This is a genomic window from Actinoplanes sp. OR16, assembly GCF_004001265.1.
GTDB lineage: Bacteria > Actinomycetota > Actinomycetes > Mycobacteriales > Micromonosporaceae > Actinoplanes.
This window is the reverse complement of the sequence record NZ_AP019371.1, coordinates 1,534,469-1,550,156: the sequence shown is the minus strand read 5'-3', so window position 1 is coordinate 1,550,156 and position 15,688 is coordinate 1,534,469. Positions and strand designations below refer to the sequence as shown.

Sequence of the window (15,688 nt, the reverse complement as noted above, 5' to 3'; positions counted from 1 at the left end):
GACGCCATTCCTCACTCCCCGGACTCGTGCTTCAGCAGCCACGCCTTGACCGTCAGGCCCCAGCGGTAGCCGCCCAGCGAACCGTCCGACCGCAGCACCCGATGACACGGCAGGATCAGCGCCACGGCGTTGCGGGCACACGCCTGCGCGGCACCGCGGATCGCCGCCGGGTTACCGGACAATTCGGCATAGCGCGTGTACGTCACCGGCGCGCCCGGCTTGATCTCCCGCATGACGTCCCACGCCTGCCGCATGAACGGGCCCTTCGTCTGCTGCTCGACGACGACCACGTCCAGCGCTGTCAGGTCACCGTCGAAATAGGCCGCCACCGCGTCACGAACCGGGCCGACATCGGCGTTCGCCTCCACCCCCTCCCGCAGAGCCGGGTGCATCAGGCGCATCAGGTCGGGCACGTCGGTGGTGAACCCGGCCGCGCGGACTGCGCCGCCGGCGGTGGTGATCGCGGTGAACGGGCCGACCGGGGTGGTCATCGTCGCGTAGCGAAGCATCGTTCGTCTCCTTCGAATGGGGGTGTCCAGCCTTGCCGGGAACACGGGCCGGCGACACCGAGCCTGTGGACGGCGGCGGATTGTGGATAACGGTCTCAGGAGGCTCGCCAGAGACGGATGAGCGCGTAGGAGCGCCAGGGACGCCAGCGTTCCGCGTGTCTCGCCAGCGCCTTCGGGGTGTCCGGGAGGCGCAGGGCGGCCGCGCCACGGCGGGCTGCCAGGTCGGTCTCCAGGAAGACGTCCGGGTCACCGGTCGCGCGCATCGCCACGTAGCCGGCCGTCCAGGGACCGATCCCGGGGATCTGGAGCAGGCTCGCGACCGTTTCGGCGCGGTCGGCGCCCGGGTTCAGGTCGATCGTCCCGTCGGCGACGGCCGCGGACAGGGCGCGGAGGGTGGCACGGCGGGACGCCGGCATGCCGAACGCGGAGTCCGGGAGGCCGGCCACGACGCTCGCCGCGGGAAAACCTTCGCCCGCCGCCCGGATCATCCGCTCCAGCGTCTTCCTGGCGCCGGCCACGCTGACCTGCTGGCCCACCACGGCCCGGACCGCCATCTCGAAGCCGTCCACGGCCCGCGGCACCCGCACTCCGGGCTCCCGCCGCACCATCTCCCGCAGCGCCGGGTCCTTTCCCAGCTCGCCGTCCACGGCGACCGGGTCGGCGTCCAGATCGAACAGACGGCGGCAGCGGGCCACGGCGGGCGCCAGATCCCGGACGTCACTGAGCCGCAGCGTCGCGAAGATCCACCTTTCGCCCGGCGTGAGCGCGACGGTCGCGCCGCCGTGGGGCAGATTCAACCCCCGCCGGTACGTTTCCCCGTCCACCTCGTCGACTCCGGGAAGCGTCCTCGACCCGAGGAACTCGATCAGTGACGCCGCGTGCAGAGGCGCCCGGTACGCGAGTCGCAGGTTGATGACCCCGGCCTCTTCAGGCACGGCGGTCGCGGGGCGCCGGGTCCGCAGCTGGCTGGGCGATCCCGCGTACACCTCGAGCATCGTGTCGTTGAACTGCCGCACACTCCCGAATCCGGCAGCGAACGCGATGTCCGCCAGTCCGAGATCCGTCGTCTCGACGAGGATCCGCGCGGTCTGCGCCCGCTGAGCGCGAGCGAGAGCGAGCGGCCCCGCCCCGAGCTCCGCCGTGAGCATCCGGTTGAGGTGGCGTTCCGTGTAGCCGAGCCGGCTCGCGAGCCCGCTCACGCCGACCCGGTCGACGACGCCGTCGCCGATGAGCCGCATGGCCCGGCCCACGGTGTCGGCGCGCACGTCCCACTCCGGGGAACCGGGTGCGGCGTCCGGGCGGCAGCGGCGGCAGGCGCGGTAGCCGGCCCGCTGGGACGCGGCGGCGCTCGGATAGAACGTGACGTTCCGGCGTTTCGGGGTGACGGCGGGACAGGACGGCCGGCAGTAGATCCCGGTGGTCCGCACGGCGGTGTAGAAGCAGCCGTCGAACCGCTGGTCGCGGCTGTCGACGGCGCGGTAGCAACGCTCGAAGTCCAGCTCCATGCCGTCGAGTCTGCTCCGCGTGACCCCGCCACTGCTGGCGGGTTTCGGACATGACCGTGCCTGCCGGCTGCGGACGCGGAACTGCGGCGGTTCCCCGGTTGGCCGAACCCGTAGACTGGCGTTCCGTGAGCCTCACCATCGGAATCGTCGGCCTGCCCAACGTCGGCAAGAGCACCCTGTTCAACGCCCTCACCAAGAACGACGTGCTCGCCGCGAACTACCCGTTCGCGACGATCGAGCCCAACGTCGGCGTGGTCGGGCTGCCCGACGAGCGGCTCGGCAAGCTCGCTGAGCTGTTCGGCAGCGAGAAGATCCTGCCGGCGCCGGTGAGCTTCGTCGACATCGCGGGCCTGGTCCGCGGCGCGTCGAAGGGTCAGGGCCGCGGCAACGCGTTCCTCGCGAACATCCGCGACGCCTCGGCGATCTGCCAGGTCGTCCGCGCGTTCTCGGACCCGAACGTGCTGCACGTCGACGGCAAGGTCTCGCCGTCCGACGACATCGAGACGATCAACACCGAGCTGATCCTCGCCGACCTGCAGACGGTCGAGAAGGCGCTGCCCCGTCTGCAGAAAGAGGCGAAGCTCAAGAAGGAGAAGGCCTCGACCGTGGCCGCCGCGGAGGCCGCGTTCAAGCTGCTCAACGACGGTGTGACCCTCTACCAGGGCGCCAAGGCGGCGGGCATCGAGCTGGAGCTCCTCGACGAGCTGCACCTGCTCACCACGAAGCCTTTCCTGTACGTCTTCAATGTCGACGAGGCCGAGCTCGGCAACGAGGCGTTCCTCGACGAGCTGCGCGCCCTGGTCGCCCCGGCCGAGGCCGTCTTCATGGACGCGAAGATCGAGTCCGAGCTGATCGAGTTGGACGACGAGGAGGCCCTGGAGCTGCTGCAGTCCACCGGCCAGTCGGAGCCCGGCCTGAACCGCCTCATCCGGGTCGGCTTCGACACGCTGGGCCTCCAGACCTACCTGACCGCGGGCCCGAAAGAGTCCCGTGCCTGGACCGTCCCGGTCGGCGCCACCGCGCCGGAGGCGGCCGGTGTCATCCACTCCGACTTCCAGCGGGGCTTCATCAAGGCCGAGATCGTCAGCTTCGACGACCTGGTCGCGGCGGGCTCGATGTCAGCGGCGAAGGCTGCCGGCAAGGTCCGCATGGAGGGCAAGGACTACGTCATGAAGGACGGCGACGTCGTCGAGTTCCGCTTCAACGTGTGACGTATCGCCGCGTCGTCCTGGGATGATGGGGCGTGCTCAACGCTGGTGTTGTCGTCGCTGATGAGAGGGCTCGCGAAGACCTCCCGACCCGGGTCGCCCGGATCGTGTCGGAGGTGCTGGCTCCCGCTGTCCTGGTCGCGGTGCTGCTGCTCGTCGTCGGATGGCATGCGGGGGATACGCCCGGGGTGTCGCGGTGGTGGGGGCTTCCGGGCGCGCTGTTCGCGGCCGTGATTCCGCTCGGATATGTGCTGCACGGTGTCCGCAGGGGACGGCTCACGAACCATCACATTCCGGAGCGGGCGGATCGGCGGGTTCCGCTTCTGTTCGGTACGGCGTCGCTCGCCGCCGGGCTCGTGCTGCTCGTCGTTCTCGGCGCGCCCCGGGAGGTGCTGGCGCTGCTCGGCGCGGGCGGCTGCGGGCTGGCCGTGTTCGCGCTGGTCACGCACTGGTGGAAGATGTCGATTCACGCCGGTGTGGCGGCTGGGACGGTGGCGGCGCTGACCGCGGTGTACGGCCCGGTCGCCCTGCTCGGCGTCCCGCTCGTGCTGCTCGGCTGCTGGGCGCGGGTCCGGCTGACCGCGCACACCAGGGCGCAGGTCGTCGTCGGCGCGCTGGTCGGCGCGCTGATAGCCGGCACGGTCTTCCCCCTGTTGAGATAGGGCGAAGGCGTCACTGAGACAGGGCGAAGGCGGCCAGCGCCGCATCCACCATGGACACCTGAGACGACGGCGGATAGGCGTCGGGGTCGGCCGCGGCGTAGGCGGCCATCCCCTCGGTCATCGAGATCAGCGCGAGGGCCGTCGTCGAGACCCGGTCCGCCGGCCAGTCGGGGGCGGCCGCGCTGATCAGCCGGGTCACCCGATCGCGCCAGGCCCGGTTGTTGCGCCGGTGCTCCTCGATGAGATCGGGATCGGTCACGGCGGCGGCGAGGAAGCCCATCCAGACGAGCGCTTCCTGCCGGTTCTGCTCGTCCAGCGCCATGCCCTGCAGCAGCACCGCGCGCAGTGCCGAGCGAGGGTCCGGGGCGGCCGACTCCAGGGCGGAGACCCGCTCCCGGGTGGTCTCGTGCAGCAGCCGGCGCGCGTGCAGCAGCAGCGCCTGACGGTTCGGGAAGCGGTGCATGACCAGGCCCGTGGTGCAGCCGGCCGCGGCCGCCACTGCCCGGACGGTCAGCCGTTCCAGACCTTGCGAGGCCAGGACGTCCCAGACCGCCGCCGACAGCATCGACGCCTGCGCCGACCGGTCCGCTGATCGTGACACGGATCCCCCTTCCCGTTTCGGTAACAGCTGTTACGGTAACAGCTGTGACGGTGACTATCGAAGTGCGGGACTGGGACGACGCCGACGGCGCGGCGCTGCGGAAGGCGCAACGGGCCGAGCTGGACGAGCGCTACGGGACCGGGGATCACGAGCCGGGCACGCCGCCGTCGGCGGCCGACATCGACCTGTTCCTCGTGGCGATCAGGAACGGGCAGGCGGTCGGGTGTGGCGCGCTGCGGCAGCTCGACCCGGGCAGCGCCGAGGTGAAGCGGATGTACGTCTCACCCGAGTCCCGCGGCTCCGGCGTGTCCACGGCGATCCTGCGGGCGCTGGAGTCCGCGGCAGCCGAGCGCGGGTGGACGACGATCCGGCTGGAGACCGGCCCGGCCCAGCCGGACGCCATGCGGTTCTACGAGCGGGAGGGGTACCGGGAGATCCCGCTCTTCGGCGCCTATCAGGGGTCGGACCTGTCGGTCTGTTACGAGAGGTCCTTGTGATCCGCCGCCATCGCGGAGAACGCCGCGGCCAGCCGGTCCAGGTCGATGCCGTCGAGGTGGTCGAAGATGTGCCGCCGCACGCTGGCGAGATGGGTCGGCCACGCCTGCCGTAGCCGGGCCAGGCCGGCGTCGGTGAGCACCGCGTTGGCGCCGCGCGCGTCCTCCTCGCAGCGGATCCGGCGCAGGTAACCGAGCGACTCGAGCTTGCCGGCGAGCCGGGTCATGCCGCTCAGTGACATGTCGCACACGGTGGCCAGGGTGCTCATCCGCAGCATCTGACCGGGTGTCTCGGAGAGGTGCCGCAGCACCGAGTATTCGCTCGCGGACATGCGCTGCTCCCGCTCCAGGTCGGCGTCGAGCGCCCGCGGCATGACCATGAGGAACCGCCCCAGCGCGCGCATCACCGCCTCTTCCCCCGGGCTCAGTGGAGCGGGCACGCCGTCTTTCATGACTTCGATCGTACGGCGGCAGTCCCGTGCGCATGCCTGTCGACTTTCCGCCTCGCAGGGCCAACGCGCGAAGAGGGTCGCGGGGCGTGGCCGTCCCCAATTTGGGCGACATTAGGGTGATTTGCCTGCGAGCTATGAAGAGTCACAATGCTTCGGTGCAAAACCAGACAACTAGTGACTCTCTGCAGCAACTGCTCGAAATGCCACGAAAGTCTTGGTGGGCTCGACTGCCGTTCGGCGTCCGGATGACCGCGGGCACGACCGCGCTGCTCGTGCTCGTCGGTGGCGGGGTGGCCGGCGTGACCACTCTGACCGGGGACGACGCGCGGACCGTCGCCGCGGCGGAGGACCCGGGCGCCGAGCCCGACCTCGGCCTGGCACGGCTCGAGGAGAGCCCGGAGGTGGTCAGCCGTGCCGCGGCCGCCGCCGAGCCGTTGCCGCGACGCCACACGCCTGTCCCGCCGCGCCCGCCGGCGACCGCTGCCGATCAACTCAGCCAGGCGCGGGTCGACGATGATCGGGCGGACCGCACCGGGCCGCGCCCCACCCGTACCGGGCCGGATGAAGCCGGTGGAAACACCGAGCGGACGGCGCCGCACCGACCGCAGGCGCCCGCCCAGGCCGCGCGCACCGACTCCCGGAAGGACGCGCAGGCCGACCCGGTCGTCACGACGCGGACCGACGTGGAGACGCGGGAGATCCCGTTCGACACGCAGGTGATCCGTGACCCGTCGCTGCCGCGCGGCACCCGCAAGATCGAGGCGCCGGGCGAGTCCGGTGAGGAGACCCTGCGGTACCTCGTGACGCTGACCAACGGCCGGCAGACCGCGCGGATCCTGATCGGCAGCGAGGTGACCCGCGCGCCGGAGCCGCGGATCGTCGTGTTCGGGGCGCGTCGCAAATGGGACCGTGACTGCGAGGGCGCGCTGCGTGTCTGCGTCCCGCTGGGAAGGTCGGCGGCCTGCCCGGACGAGAAGGCCGAGCCGGCTGAGAAGGCTGAGCCGGCTGAGAAGGCTGAGCCGGCTGAAGAAGAGGAGAAGCGGGAGGAAGGCGTCCAGGTCATCCTCACCACGGAGGAGCTCGCGCTCCTCGATCCGATCGACCGGGTACGCCTGGAGCCCGCCGCCGTGTGTCCCTGACCACCGGTGATTGCGCCCGGAGGACGGGGAGATCACCGTAGCGGGATGGCGCTGACCGAAGCGGACCTGACCGAGCTCGCCACCCGGCTGACCGCTGTGCCCGGCGTGTGCGGCGTGGTCCTCGGCGGCAGCCGGGCCCGCGGCGAGCACACTCCCGACTCGGACACCGACCTCGGCCTCTACTACCGGGCGCCGCTGGACACCGGACGGCTGCGCGAGCTGGCCGCGGAGATCGCCGCGCCGGGTGCCACGGTGACCGAGCCGGGCGGCTGGGGGCCGTGGGTCGACGGCGGCAGCTGGCTCAGCGTCGGCGGGCACCCGGTGGACTGGATCTACCGGGATCTCGAGCGGGTACGCCGGTGCTGGGCCGACGCCGAGCAGGGCCGCTACGAGTTCCACAGCCAGACGGGACATCCTCTGGGCGTCACGGGTTTCTCGTACCCCGGCGAATTGGCCCTGGGCCGCATCCTGAGCGACCCGGCCGGTGAGCTCGCGGCCCTCCAAGGCCGCGTCCGGGTCTATCCACGGGCGCTCTCCGAGGCGCTGGTGGCGGGGCTCTGGGAGGCCGACTTCCTGATCGGCCTGGCGCGCAAGGCGGTGTCCCGCGGCGACAGCGCCTATGTCTCGGGCTGCCTGTTCCGGGTGGCCGGGGTGTGCGCGCACGCCCTGCACGGCGCCGCCGGACGCTGGCTGATCAACGAGAAGGGCGCGGTGGCGGCGGCCGGCGCGCTGCCCGGGGCGCCGGAGCGGTTCCCGGCCCGGGTCGACGCGGCGTTCGCGGCCGTCAGCGGCGACCCGCTGCATCTGAGCCTGGCGATCGACATCGCGGCGGACATCGTGCTGGAGACCGCCGACGCGTGCGCCATGATGTTGCGGTGACAGCCGACGTTCCCACCATTCTGGCCACGAGCGCCTTTTTCCGGCGCGGCAGCTACGGCGCGATGAGCCTGCGCCCGGGCGCCATCCACTACTTCGCCGCGGAGCTGGCGAACGCCCGCAAGGCCCCGAAGATCTGCGTGCTGACCCAGGCGACCGGTGACCCGGAGGCCCGGATCGGCGCGTTCTACTCGGCGTTCGCCGGGACCGAGTTCACCATGTCGCACCTGCAGCTGTTCCCGATGCCGAACGTCGAGGACATCCGCGCGCACATCCTGGCCCAGGACATCATCTGGGTGGACGGCGGCAGCGTCGCGAACCTGGTCGCGGTCTGGCGGGTGCACGGCCTCGACGAGATCCTGTACGAGGCGTGGCAGGCCGGCATCGTGATGAGTGGTGTGTCGGCCGGGTCGATCTGCTGGCACCAGGGCGGCAGCACGGACAGCTACGGGCTGGCGCTGCGCGGGTTCACCGAAGGGCTGGGCTGGCTGCCGTACAGCAACGGGGTGCACTACGACGCCGAGGAGCAGCGCCGGCCGAAGATGCACGAGCTGATCGGCGACGGGACGCTCGGCGACGGGTACGCGACCGACGACGGCGCCGGCCTGGTCTACCGGGGCACGGTGCTCGACGAGGTGGTTGCCGACCGTGAGGGGCCGCAAGGGTACGAGCTGAAGCGCGCCGCGGACGGCTCGGTTACCGAGACCGCCCTGCCCACCCGGATCCTGTCGATAGGCTGAACCCGCAACCTGGAAGCGACCGACTCCGTTGTCCGCAACGGAGTCCAACCGAGGAGTGCGATGTCTGTGCGTGGCGGAGAAGGCGGCAGCTGCCGCTGACGGTGGTTCGCTACGGCCGGCTCACTGGAGGGCGACCGTAGCGAGACCCACCAGCACCGCGGAGAGCAGGAACGCCACCGCGAAGATCGCATTACCGCCGAGGCGATGTGGCTGACCCCCCTCGCCGCCTCCCCGGCCGGCCGGCGCCGGGTCGAGGTCGTGGCCGAGCAGCTCGGCGCGGTATCTCCGGGTCAGCGGTCGCTGTAGATGGGTCAGCACCGGTGATCGCCTCCGGGGGGTAGAGGACGGGCAATCCCCGGTAGCATGCGGCGGTCCGGATTCGGGCAGCAACGGTTACTCGCGAGTAACCGCCCCGGGTGGCCGGACTGGCATGCCCGGCTCGTACGAACGTACGTCCCGGACCGGGTCTAGTCACTCTTTATAGGGATTTGTCGGTAAGGCACTATTCGCCATCATTGCCCTGATGGCAGAGACGTCGAAATACGAGACGTTCTACAAGGGCCCCTTGAATGTCTTCGTGATGCTCATCGGCTCGGCATCCGGCGTGGCTCAGCTCGCCGACTTCTCGTCCGCGATCGGGCAATGGGTCCTCACCGCGGTCTTCCTCGCCAGCCTTCTCTACTTCGTGGTCCGCGTCTGGCAGATCGGGTTCGTCGTCAAGATCCGTGAGCTGCGCGCCGAACTCCTCGAGGCCACCAAGGCCCTGGCCCTGCAGCGGGCCGGTCACCAGCACTACCTCGACGCGATCCAGCGGATCAGCGAACGGGAGAAGCCGCTCTTCTCGGAGACCATCGAAGTCCTCGTCACGGTCGGCGCCGACGACGACAGCGACAGCATCGTGGAGAAGCGGGTGACCACCCCGGAACCGCTGGTCACGCACCGCACCCTGCGGCCGATCGTGCCGACCGACACCGACCGGCTGGCCCGGATCGACGAGATCTCGTTCAAGACGGTCCGCCCGGTCGGCGGCACGATCACGGCGCTGCCGCTGGAGCAGAGCCGACGGCTGCGGGTGTGGCTGATCTTCGATCCGGCGATGACGACGCCGACCGAGTGGCAGGTCGAGTACCGCCCGCGTGGGCTGTGGCGGCCGCTGCGCGAGCGCGGCTGGGATCAGCTGGCCTGGGAGGATCGGCTGCCGGCGGCGAGCGGCGCCCCGTCCGCGTTCACCAGGTTCGTGGTGACGTTCTCGTTCCCGGAGAGCGATCAGCCGCCGAGCGTCAAGGAGCGGCAGGGGTACGGGCGGATGAGCGAGCCGGAACGTGACCACCGAGGCCGGTGGGAGGTGGTGTGGCGGGACGAGAAGCCGGCCGGCCGCCGGTATGTCTGGGACCTGACGCAGCCGGTGGCCTCGTGACCGCCGCTCAGGCGGCGCGGCTGAGGATCAGGTTGTGGACCCGGTGCGCCTTGTCCGAGCCACGGAACTCGATCTCGTAGGTGTGGGTGCCGACCGTGATCGCGATGGTGCCCGAGGAGAAGAACTGCCCGGCCCAGCTCTTGTTGCTGATCACGCTCACGCTGCTGACCTTCGAGTACGGGATGCTGGTGATCGCGAACCGCTTCCCGACGTAGGACTGGTCCTGGATGATGATGCGGCGGTCGGTCAGGCCGATGAATCCGGTGCCCGTGCCGATCGCGTCGTACACGGCGATGACCTGCTCGCCGTCGAGCAGCCCGCTCTGGATCTGCTCGAACTGGCCCTTGTTGTCGTACACCACGTCGCTCATGCGGCGCAGCGTAGCGCCGTCGATCTAGGACCTCTGCACCACCGTGCGATAGAAGTCTTCGATGCGTGCGGCGAGCGTGACCTCACCATCGGTAATCGCCACCCCGTCGGAGGAGCCGAGACAGATCTGAGTGTGACCGTCGACCCGCCGGATGCTGGGCCGGATCGCGAGTGTGTCCGCCGCCACCTTGATCCGTTCGGTCAATGCGGCATGCTGACTGTCGTCACACGGGAGATCCCGCCGGAGCTGCACTCCGTCTCGTGTCCATCCGCCCAGTAGCGCGATCGCGTCGTTCAGATAGTCGGCGCCGTTACTCCGGCGTCGTCGGGACCGCATCTGCCGCACCCCCCTTAGCGTCGTTGCCGGCTTGTGGCCGAACTGTCGCCGTGTCGTCATGGTCGGTGCCCCACAGTTTCGTCTGTTGGGACAGCCGTGTCCACGCCCACATATCCGTGTTTGCGTGACGATCAGGGCGCCATCGGGCAACCTGATCGGTGAACTTTTGTGCGATCTTTGTATCCATGCCGCCGGAACCGAACGTCAAAACCTCGCCATCACCCAGGGTGATCGTAGCGGCGGTGATCATCACTGATGGGCGCGTGCTCGCCTGCCAGCGCAGCGCGCCGCCGGAAGCGGCCGGCAAGTGGGAGTTCCCGGGCGGCAAGGTGGAGCCGGGGGAGACCGAGGAAGCCGCGCTGGCCCGGGAGTGCGCCGAGGAGCTGGGTGTGCGGGTGAAGGTCGGCGACCGGGTCGGTCCGGACGTGCCACTGGCCCACGGCCGCGCCGTGCTCCGGGTGTACGCCGCCGAACTGTTCAGTGGCGACGTACCGGAAGCCCTGGAACACACCTCGATGCGCTGGCTGGCCGTGGACCAGTTGGACAGTGTCGTGTGGCTGCCCGCCGACAAACCGATCGTCGCCGAGCTGCCCCGGTTACTGGTCTGAGAACTGCTTGCGCAGCTCCCGCTTGAGGACCTTCATGCTGGGTCCGAGCGGAAGGGACTCGGTGAACCGGACCTGCCGCGGGTACTTGTGCTTGCCGAGGCGCTCCTTCGACCACTCGATCAGCTCGTCCGCGGTCAGGCCCTTGTCCTCCAGGACCACCACCGCGCAGATCTCCTCGCCGAGCGTCGCGTCCGGCACCCCGATCACCGCTACCTGCTGGATCGCCGGGTGCCGGGCCAGCACCTCCTCCACCTCGCGCGGGTAGACGTTGAACCCGCCGCGGATCACCAGGTCCTTGGTCCGGTCGACGATCCGGATGAAGCCCTCCTCGTCCTTCGCGCCCAGGTCGCCGGTGCGGAACCAACCGTCGACCAGCGCCTCGGCGGTGGCGTCCGGGCGGTTCAGGTAGCCGGCGAAGACGTTGTGGCCGCGGATCACGATCTCGCCGAGCTCGCCGTCCGGCACGAACTCGATGCGCTCCGGGATCTCCGGGCGGGCGATCTCCACGTCCACGCCCCAGATCGGGTGGCCGACGGTGCCCGGCTTCGCGCCGAAGACCGGCTGGTTCGTCGTCGCGGTCGGGGACGTCTCGGAGAGCCCGTACCCCTCCCAGATCGGTGAGCCGAACGCCTCGGCGAACTTCTCCAGCACCGCCACCGGCAGCGACGCGCCGCCGGACACGCAGAGTTTGAGCTGCGGCAGCCGCTCCGCCTTGGGCGCGGCCTCCAGCAGGCCGATGTACATCGTCGGCACGCCGTGGAAGATCGTGACGTTCTCCTTCAGCATCAGCTCGATCGCCGCCTCGCCGGAGAAGCGGGGCAGCAGCACGAGCGTGCCGCCGAGCCGGAACGTCGCGTTCATGCCGACCGTCTGGCCGAACGTGTGGAACAGCGGCAGGCAGCCGAGCACCACGTCGTCGCCGGTCAGCGGGTGCACGTCGAAGACGTTCACGGCCGCGTTCATCACCAGGTTGAGGTGGGTGAGCAGCGCGCCCTTCGGCTTGCCGGTGGTGCCGCTGGTGTAGAGGATCACCGCGACGTCCTCGGCCTCGGTCGTCACGTAGGTCACCACCGGGTCGACCCCCGCCGAGATCTCCTCCAGCCGCGGTGGCCTGTTCGGCAGCTCGGCCGGCAGCGGGCCGACGTTCGCCAGCCGGGTGCCCGTGGCCTGCGCCGCCGCGCCGCCCACCTGAAGGAACGCGGAGTGCGTGACGATCAGGTCGGCCTGGCTGTCGGTCAGCACGTAACCGACCTCCTCCGGCGTGAGCAGCAGGGAGACCGGCACGATCCGGGCGCCGACCGCCAGGGCCGCGTAGTAGACCCGGGGGAAGTCGGCGACGTTCGGGATCATCACGGCGATCGTGTCGCCGCGCTTGATGCCGAGCTCGCGGAGGCCGGCCGCGTAGGCCCGGGTCTGCGCCCACAGATCGCGATAGGTGATCCGCTCACCGCCCGCGTCGACGATCGCCACCTTGTCGGGGTGCCGGCGTGCGGCCTCGGCCAGAACGGTCGCCAGCGACAGCGTCGTCATGCTGAGCCTCCTTGAACAAAACGAGTGATGTGCGTCGCAGTCCTGCCTAAACTAGCGGTGTAAGTTTTTACACGTCCAGTGTTGATTTCTTCGCTTGGAGCTTTTATGGCCCGGCCACGGCAGGCGCTGCTCACCAAGGAGCGCATCGTCGAGGCGGCGTTCGCGCTGATCGACGCGGAAGGCCTGGACGCGCTCTCGATGCGGCGGCTCGCCACCGAGCTCGGCGTGCAGGGCCCGTCGCTCTACAACCACTTCGCGACGAAGGCGGAGATCGTCGACGCGGTGGCCGACGCGGTCGTCGCGCAGGTCGACATCGACGTGTTCGGCAGCGGCGACTGGCGTGAGGCGCTGCGTCTCTGGGCGAAGTCGTACCACGCGGTGCTCACCGCGCATCCGAACATCGTGCCGGTGCTGGCCACCGGCCCGGGGCGGCGGCCGGCCGGTCTCGCCATGGCCGAGGCGGTCTACGGCGCGCTGATCGAAGCGGGCTGGTCGCGGGCCCGGGCCACCCACATCGGCGCGCTGATGCGCTACCTGATCACCGGTTCCGCGCTCGGTTCGTTCGCGCTCGGCTTCGAGGCCGACCCCGAGCTGTACGACGAGCGTTATCCGCATCTGCACCGCGCCCACGAGCTCGCGGCCCACCGTGCCGCGGTCGACGAGGGCGCCTTCGAACTGGGGCTGGACCTGTTGATCGCCGGCCTGACCGATCGCTACGACCAGGGGGTACGCCGATGACGTCGGTATTCCGTGATCAGCTCTACATCGGGGGCCAATGGGTGCCGCCCGATTCCGGTGACCGGATCGAGGTGGAGAACCCGTTCACCGAGGAGATGTTCGGGCACGTCCCGGCCGGCACCGCCGAAGATGTGAACCTCGCGGTCTCCGCGGCCCGCCAGGCGTTCGACGGCTGGGCGGCCACACCGGCCGCCGAGCGGGGCGCGGCGCTCGGCCGCCTGCATCAGGCGCTGAACAGCCGGGCCGAGACGATCGCCGAGACGGTGGGGCGCGAGCTGGGAACCCCCCTCAAGGTCGCTAAGGCGGTCCAGGCCGGGCTTCCCCTCGCGGTCCTCTCCGGGTACGCCGAACTGGCCGCTCGCGAGCCCTCCCCGGAAACGATCGGGAACTCGCTCGTCGTGCACGAGCCCGCCGGCGTGGTCGGCGCGATCACCCCGTGGAACTACCCGCTGCACCAGGTCGTCGCGAAGGTCGGCGCGGCCCTCGCGGCCGGCTGCACGGTGGTCCTCAAACCCAGCGAGCTGACGCCCCTGGTGGCCTGCCTGCTCGCCGACGCCGTCCACGAGGCCGGCCTGCCGCCCGGCGTGTTCAACCTGGTCACCGGCGTCGGACCGGTGGTCGGCGCGGCGATCGCCGGGCACCCGGACGTCGACCTGGTCTCGTTCACCGGCAGCACCGCGACCGGCCGGGCCATCTCGCACGCGGCCGCCGACCGGATCGCCCGGGTGTCGCTGGAGCTCGGCGGCAAGTCGGCGAACGTGATCCTGGAGGACGCCGACGTGGTGAAGGCCGTGAAGGTCGGCGTCGGCAACGCGTTCCTCAACTCCGGCCAGACCTGTACGGCGTGGACCCGCATGCTGGTGCACCGCAGCCACTACGACGAGGCGGTGGAGTTGGCCGCGAAGACCGCCGCCGGATACACCGTCGGTGACCCGTTCGACCCGGCCACCCGGCTCGGGCCGCTGGTCTCGGCCGCCCAGCGTGATCGTGTGCGGGGCTTCATCGAACGGTCCACGGCCCGGCTGGTGGCCGGTGGCCTGGACGCGCCGCTGCCCGCGAACGGGCACTTCGTGGCGCCGACCGTCTTCGCCGACGTGGACCCGGCGAGCGAGCTGGCCCAGGAGGAGGTCTTCGGGCCGGTCCTGTCGATCATCCCGTTCGGCGACGACGACGAGGCAGTGGCGATCGCCAACGACTCGAAGTACGGCCTGGCCGGCGGCGTCTGGGGGTCCGACGAGCGGGCCCTGGCCGTGGCACGGCGGATCCGTACCGGGGCCGTCGACGTCAACGGCGGCTCGTTCAACCCGTTCGCGCCGTTCGGCGGTTACAAGCAGTCCGGCATCGGCCGGGAGCTGGGCACGTACGGCCTGGCGGAATTCCAGCAGGTGAAGGCCATTCAGCGATGACCCACTACATGACCGGCCTGGTCGTCCGTTCCGAAGGCGTCCCGGCCGAACTCGCCGAGCTGCGGCTCCCCGAGATCGGCCCGGGCCAGGTGCGGATCCGCATCCGTGCCGCGGGCGTCTGCCACTCCGACCTGTCGATGATCAACGGCACGCTCCGGCCGCCGCACCCGCTCGTGCTCGGCCACGAGGCGGCCGGCGAGGTCGTCGAGATCGGTGAGCACGTCACCCGGGCCTCGGTGGGCGACCACGTGGTGCTGAACTGGCAGCCGGCCTGCCGCAACTGCTGGCACTGCGACAACGGCGAGCCGTGGCTCTGCTCCACCTCGCACGGCGTCGCGGCCCTGGAGAACGGCCTCACCCTGGACGGCGAACCGGTCCACGTGACGCTCGGCGTCGGCGCGTTCGCGGAACAGGTCGTGGTCCCGGAGAACGCCGTCATCGCCGTACCCCCGCGATTGGACTTTGATCTGGCGGCTCTGCTCGGGTGCGCGGTGCTCACCGGAACCGGCGCTGTCCGCAACACCGCGCGGGTCAAGCCGGGCGAATCGGTGCTGGTCATCGGCCTCGGCGGCGTCGGCCTCTCGGCGGTCGCCGCCGCCCGGGCAGCCGGCGCGGCCCAGGTCATCGCCGTCGACGTGAACGAGTCGAAGAAGAGCCTCGCCGAGGCGGCCGGCGCCACCGACTTCGTGGTCTCGTCCGACAACCTGTCGAAGGAGATCCGCTCCCGCACCTCCCGCCGCGGTGCCGACCACGCCATCGAATGCGTCGGCCGGGCCGCCACGATCCGCGCGGCCTGGCGGGCCACCCGCACCGGCGGCCAGGTCACCGTCGTCGGCATGGGAGCGGCCGACGACATGGTCCAGCTCAGCGCCCTGGAGATCTTCAGCTCGGCCCGGATCCTGCGCGCCTCGGTCTACGGCCAGGCGGACACCGACATCGAGGTGCCGGCCCTGGCCGAGGAGATCCTCACCGGCAAGCTGGCGCTCGACTTCCTGGTCACCGACCGCATCGGCCTGGCCGGCGTGCCGGCCGCCTTCGACCAGATGGCGAGAGGCGAGGGCGCCCGCTCCGTCGTCGTCCTCTGACGGTTCCCGGAG

The 15,688-nt window shown here is 70.6% G+C and carries 19 protein-coding genes; 11 read left to right on the top strand and 8 right to left on the bottom strand.

Translation table 11 applies throughout. The features are described 5' to 3' along the window. Positions 1 to 11: 11 nt before the first annotated feature. Positions 12 to 509 (bottom strand): methylated-DNA--[protein]-cysteine S-methyltransferase, encoded by a 498-nt coding sequence (locus EP757_RS07090; protein ID WP_127543394.1) that lies wholly within the window; start codon positions 507 to 509, stop codon positions 12 to 14. A 95-nt stretch (positions 510 to 604) separates the two neighbouring features. Further along, positions 605 to 2,014: a DNA-3-methyladenine glycosylase 2 family protein gene (locus tag EP757_RS07085; RefSeq protein ID WP_127543393.1), complete on the bottom strand. Its 1,410-nt coding sequence runs from the start codon at positions 2,012 to 2,014 to the stop codon at positions 605 to 607. A gap of 125 nt (positions 2,015 to 2,139) precedes the next feature. On the opposite strand from EP757_RS07085, the gene ychF reads away from it, so the two are divergent. Both ychF and EP757_RS07075 read left to right on the top strand, forming a co-directional pair. Continuing rightward, a complete protein-coding gene (ychF, locus tag EP757_RS07080; RefSeq protein WP_127543392.1) occupies positions 2,140 to 3,225 on the top strand; it encodes a redox-regulated ATPase YchF in 1,086 nt (361 codons plus the stop codon). 32 nt (positions 3,226 to 3,257) lie between these two features. Then, entirely contained in the window at positions 3,258 to 3,884 is a 627-nt protein-coding gene (locus EP757_RS07075) for a phosphoesterase PA-phosphatase (protein WP_127543391.1), read from the top strand. Between the two features lie 10 nt (positions 3,885 to 3,894). Here EP757_RS07075 and EP757_RS07070 read toward each other — a convergent pair whose 3' ends face one another. Then, positions 3,895 to 4,449 carry a TetR/AcrR family transcriptional regulator gene (locus EP757_RS07070; protein WP_127554122.1) on the bottom strand — a complete coding sequence of 185 codons (555 nt, stop codon included), beginning with the start codon at positions 4,447 to 4,449 and terminating at the stop codon, positions 3,895 to 3,897. An 80-nt stretch (positions 4,450 to 4,529) separates the two neighbouring features. Here EP757_RS07070 and EP757_RS07065 point away from each other — a divergent pair, with 80 nt between their 5' ends. Further along, positions 4,530 to 4,982 carry a GNAT family N-acetyltransferase gene (locus EP757_RS07065; protein WP_127543390.1) on the top strand — a complete coding sequence of 151 codons (453 nt, stop codon included), beginning with the start codon at positions 4,530 to 4,532 and terminating at the stop codon, positions 4,980 to 4,982. On the opposite strand, the gene EP757_RS07060 is transcribed toward EP757_RS07065, so the two are convergent. Then, positions 4,964 to 5,431, bottom strand: coding sequence for a MarR family winged helix-turn-helix transcriptional regulator (locus tag EP757_RS07060; RefSeq protein WP_127543389.1), 468 nt, complete (start codon positions 5,429 to 5,431; stop codon positions 4,964 to 4,966). The genes EP757_RS07065 and EP757_RS07060 overlap by 19 nt on opposite strands. Before the next feature lie 200 nt (positions 5,432 to 5,631). Here EP757_RS07060 and EP757_RS07055 point away from each other — a divergent pair, with 200 nt between their 5' ends. From EP757_RS07055 to EP757_RS07045, 3 genes are read left to right on the top strand one after another with little or no spacing between them, the layout of a single operon-like run. Next, a complete protein-coding gene (locus EP757_RS07055) occupies positions 5,632 to 6,570 on the top strand; it encodes a G5 domain-containing protein (protein WP_127543388.1) in 939 nt (312 codons plus the stop codon). Positions 6,571 to 6,615: 45 nt separating this feature from the next. Then, the gene (locus tag EP757_RS07050; protein ID WP_127543387.1) at positions 6,616 to 7,449 is read left to right on the top strand and encodes a nucleotidyltransferase domain-containing protein; all 834 of its coding nucleotides are present in this window, start codon (positions 6,616 to 6,618) and stop codon (positions 7,447 to 7,449) included. Then, entirely contained in the window at positions 7,446 to 8,186 is a 741-nt protein-coding gene (locus EP757_RS07045) for a peptidase E (protein WP_127543386.1), read from the top strand. Before EP757_RS07050 ends, EP757_RS07045 begins: the two co-directional genes overlap by 4 nt. A 120-nt stretch (positions 8,187 to 8,306) precedes the next feature. Here EP757_RS07045 and EP757_RS07040 read toward each other — a convergent pair whose 3' ends face one another. Next, positions 8,307 to 8,504: a hypothetical protein gene (locus EP757_RS07040; RefSeq protein WP_127543385.1), complete on the bottom strand. Its 198-nt coding sequence runs from the start codon at positions 8,502 to 8,504 to the stop codon at positions 8,307 to 8,309. Positions 8,505 to 8,709: 205 nt separating this feature from the next. Between EP757_RS07040 and EP757_RS07035 the strand changes: the two genes are divergently transcribed. After that, positions 8,710 to 9,603 (top strand): hypothetical protein, encoded by an 894-nt coding sequence (locus EP757_RS07035; RefSeq protein ID WP_127543384.1) that lies wholly within the window; start codon positions 8,710 to 8,712, stop codon positions 9,601 to 9,603. Positions 9,604 to 9,610: 7 nt separating this feature from the next. Here EP757_RS07035 and EP757_RS07030 read toward each other — a convergent pair whose 3' ends face one another. Together EP757_RS07030 and EP757_RS07025 are read right to left on the bottom strand one after the other, a co-directional pair. Then, on the bottom strand, positions 9,611 to 9,973 hold the full coding sequence (locus EP757_RS07030) for a PH domain-containing protein (RefSeq protein WP_127543383.1): 363 nt from the start codon (positions 9,971 to 9,973) through the stop codon (positions 9,611 to 9,613). 24 nt (positions 9,974 to 9,997) lie between these two features. Beyond that, entirely contained in the window at positions 9,998 to 10,309 is a 312-nt protein-coding gene (locus tag EP757_RS07025; RefSeq protein WP_127554121.1) for a pterin dehydratase, read from the bottom strand. 185 nt (positions 10,310 to 10,494) lie between these two features. Here EP757_RS07025 and EP757_RS07020 point away from each other — a divergent pair, with 185 nt between their 5' ends. After that, positions 10,495 to 10,917: a (deoxy)nucleoside triphosphate pyrophosphohydrolase gene (locus EP757_RS07020; RefSeq protein ID WP_127543382.1), complete on the top strand. Its 423-nt coding sequence runs from the start codon at positions 10,495 to 10,497 to the stop codon at positions 10,915 to 10,917. Here the strand turns inward: EP757_RS07020 and EP757_RS07015 are convergent. Beyond that, positions 10,906 to 12,447, bottom strand: a complete 1,542-nt coding sequence (locus EP757_RS07015; RefSeq protein ID WP_127543381.1) for a long-chain fatty acid--CoA ligase — start codon at positions 12,445 to 12,447, stop codon at positions 10,906 to 10,908. The genes EP757_RS07020 and EP757_RS07015 overlap by 12 nt on opposite strands. A 105-nt stretch (positions 12,448 to 12,552) precedes the next feature. On the opposite strand from EP757_RS07015, the gene EP757_RS07010 reads away from it, so the two are divergent. The 3 genes from EP757_RS07010 to EP757_RS07000 are packed head-to-tail and all read left to right on the top strand — an operon-like array spanning position 12,553 to position 15,676. Next, on the top strand, positions 12,553 to 13,185 hold the full coding sequence (locus EP757_RS07010; protein ID WP_127543380.1) for a TetR/AcrR family transcriptional regulator: 633 nt from the start codon (positions 12,553 to 12,555) through the stop codon (positions 13,183 to 13,185). Next, the gene (locus EP757_RS07005; RefSeq protein ID WP_127543379.1) at positions 13,182 to 14,591 is read left to right on the top strand and encodes an aldehyde dehydrogenase family protein; all 1,410 of its coding nucleotides are present in this window, start codon (positions 13,182 to 13,184) and stop codon (positions 14,589 to 14,591) included. The genes EP757_RS07010 and EP757_RS07005 overlap by 4 nt, the downstream gene beginning before the upstream one ends. Further along, complete coding sequence (locus EP757_RS07000) at positions 14,588 to 15,676, top strand: alcohol dehydrogenase catalytic domain-containing protein (RefSeq protein ID WP_127543378.1); 1,089 nt, start codon at positions 14,588 to 14,590, stop codon at positions 15,674 to 15,676. The genes EP757_RS07005 and EP757_RS07000 overlap by 4 nt, the downstream gene beginning before the upstream one ends. Positions 15,677 to 15,688: the final 12 nt, after the last annotated feature.

What these genes read in the sequence shown, in the direction of transcription:
- EP757_RS07030 (WP_127543383.1), bottom strand. Translation starts at nt 9,973, where the DNA reads ATGAGCGACGTGGTGTACGACAACAAGGGCCAGTTCGAGCAGATCCAG.
- EP757_RS07060 (WP_127543389.1), bottom strand. Translation starts at nt 5,431, where the DNA reads ATGAAAGACGGCGTGCCCGCTCCACTGAGCCCGGGGGAAGAGGCGGTG.
- EP757_RS07000 (WP_127543378.1), top strand. Translation starts at nt 14,588, where the DNA reads ATGACCCACTACATGACCGGCCTGGTCGTCCGTTCCGAAGGCGTCCCG.
- EP757_RS07025 (WP_127554121.1), bottom strand. Translation starts at nt 10,309, where the DNA reads ATGCGGTCCCGACGACGCCGGAGTAACGGCGCCGACTATCTGAACGAC.
- EP757_RS07055 (WP_127543388.1), top strand. Translation starts at nt 5,632, where the DNA reads ATGCCACGAAAGTCTTGGTGGGCTCGACTGCCGTTCGGCGTCCGGATG.
- EP757_RS07015 (WP_127543381.1), bottom strand. Translation starts at nt 12,447, where the DNA reads ATGACGACGCTGTCGCTGGCGACCGTTCTGGCCGAGGCCGCACGCCGG.
- EP757_RS07035 (WP_127543384.1), top strand. Translation starts at nt 8,710, where the DNA reads ATGGCAGAGACGTCGAAATACGAGACGTTCTACAAGGGCCCCTTGAAT.
- EP757_RS07010 (WP_127543380.1), top strand. Translation starts at nt 12,553, where the DNA reads ATGGCCCGGCCACGGCAGGCGCTGCTCACCAAGGAGCGCATCGTCGAG.
- EP757_RS07005 (WP_127543379.1), top strand. Translation starts at nt 13,182, where the DNA reads ATGACGTCGGTATTCCGTGATCAGCTCTACATCGGGGGCCAATGGGTG.
- EP757_RS07050 (WP_127543387.1), top strand. Translation starts at nt 6,616, where the DNA reads ATGGCGCTGACCGAAGCGGACCTGACCGAGCTCGCCACCCGGCTGACC.
- EP757_RS07070 (WP_127554122.1), bottom strand. Translation starts at nt 4,449, where the DNA reads ATGCTGTCGGCGGCGGTCTGGGACGTCCTGGCCTCGCAAGGTCTGGAA.
- EP757_RS07090 (WP_127543394.1), bottom strand. Translation starts at nt 509, where the DNA reads ATGCTTCGCTACGCGACGATGACCACCCCGGTCGGCCCGTTCACCGCG.
- EP757_RS07085 (WP_127543393.1), bottom strand. Translation starts at nt 2,014, where the DNA reads ATGGAGCTGGACTTCGAGCGTTGCTACCGCGCCGTCGACAGCCGCGAC.
- EP757_RS07020 (WP_127543382.1), top strand. Translation starts at nt 10,495, where the DNA reads ATGCCGCCGGAACCGAACGTCAAAACCTCGCCATCACCCAGGGTGATC.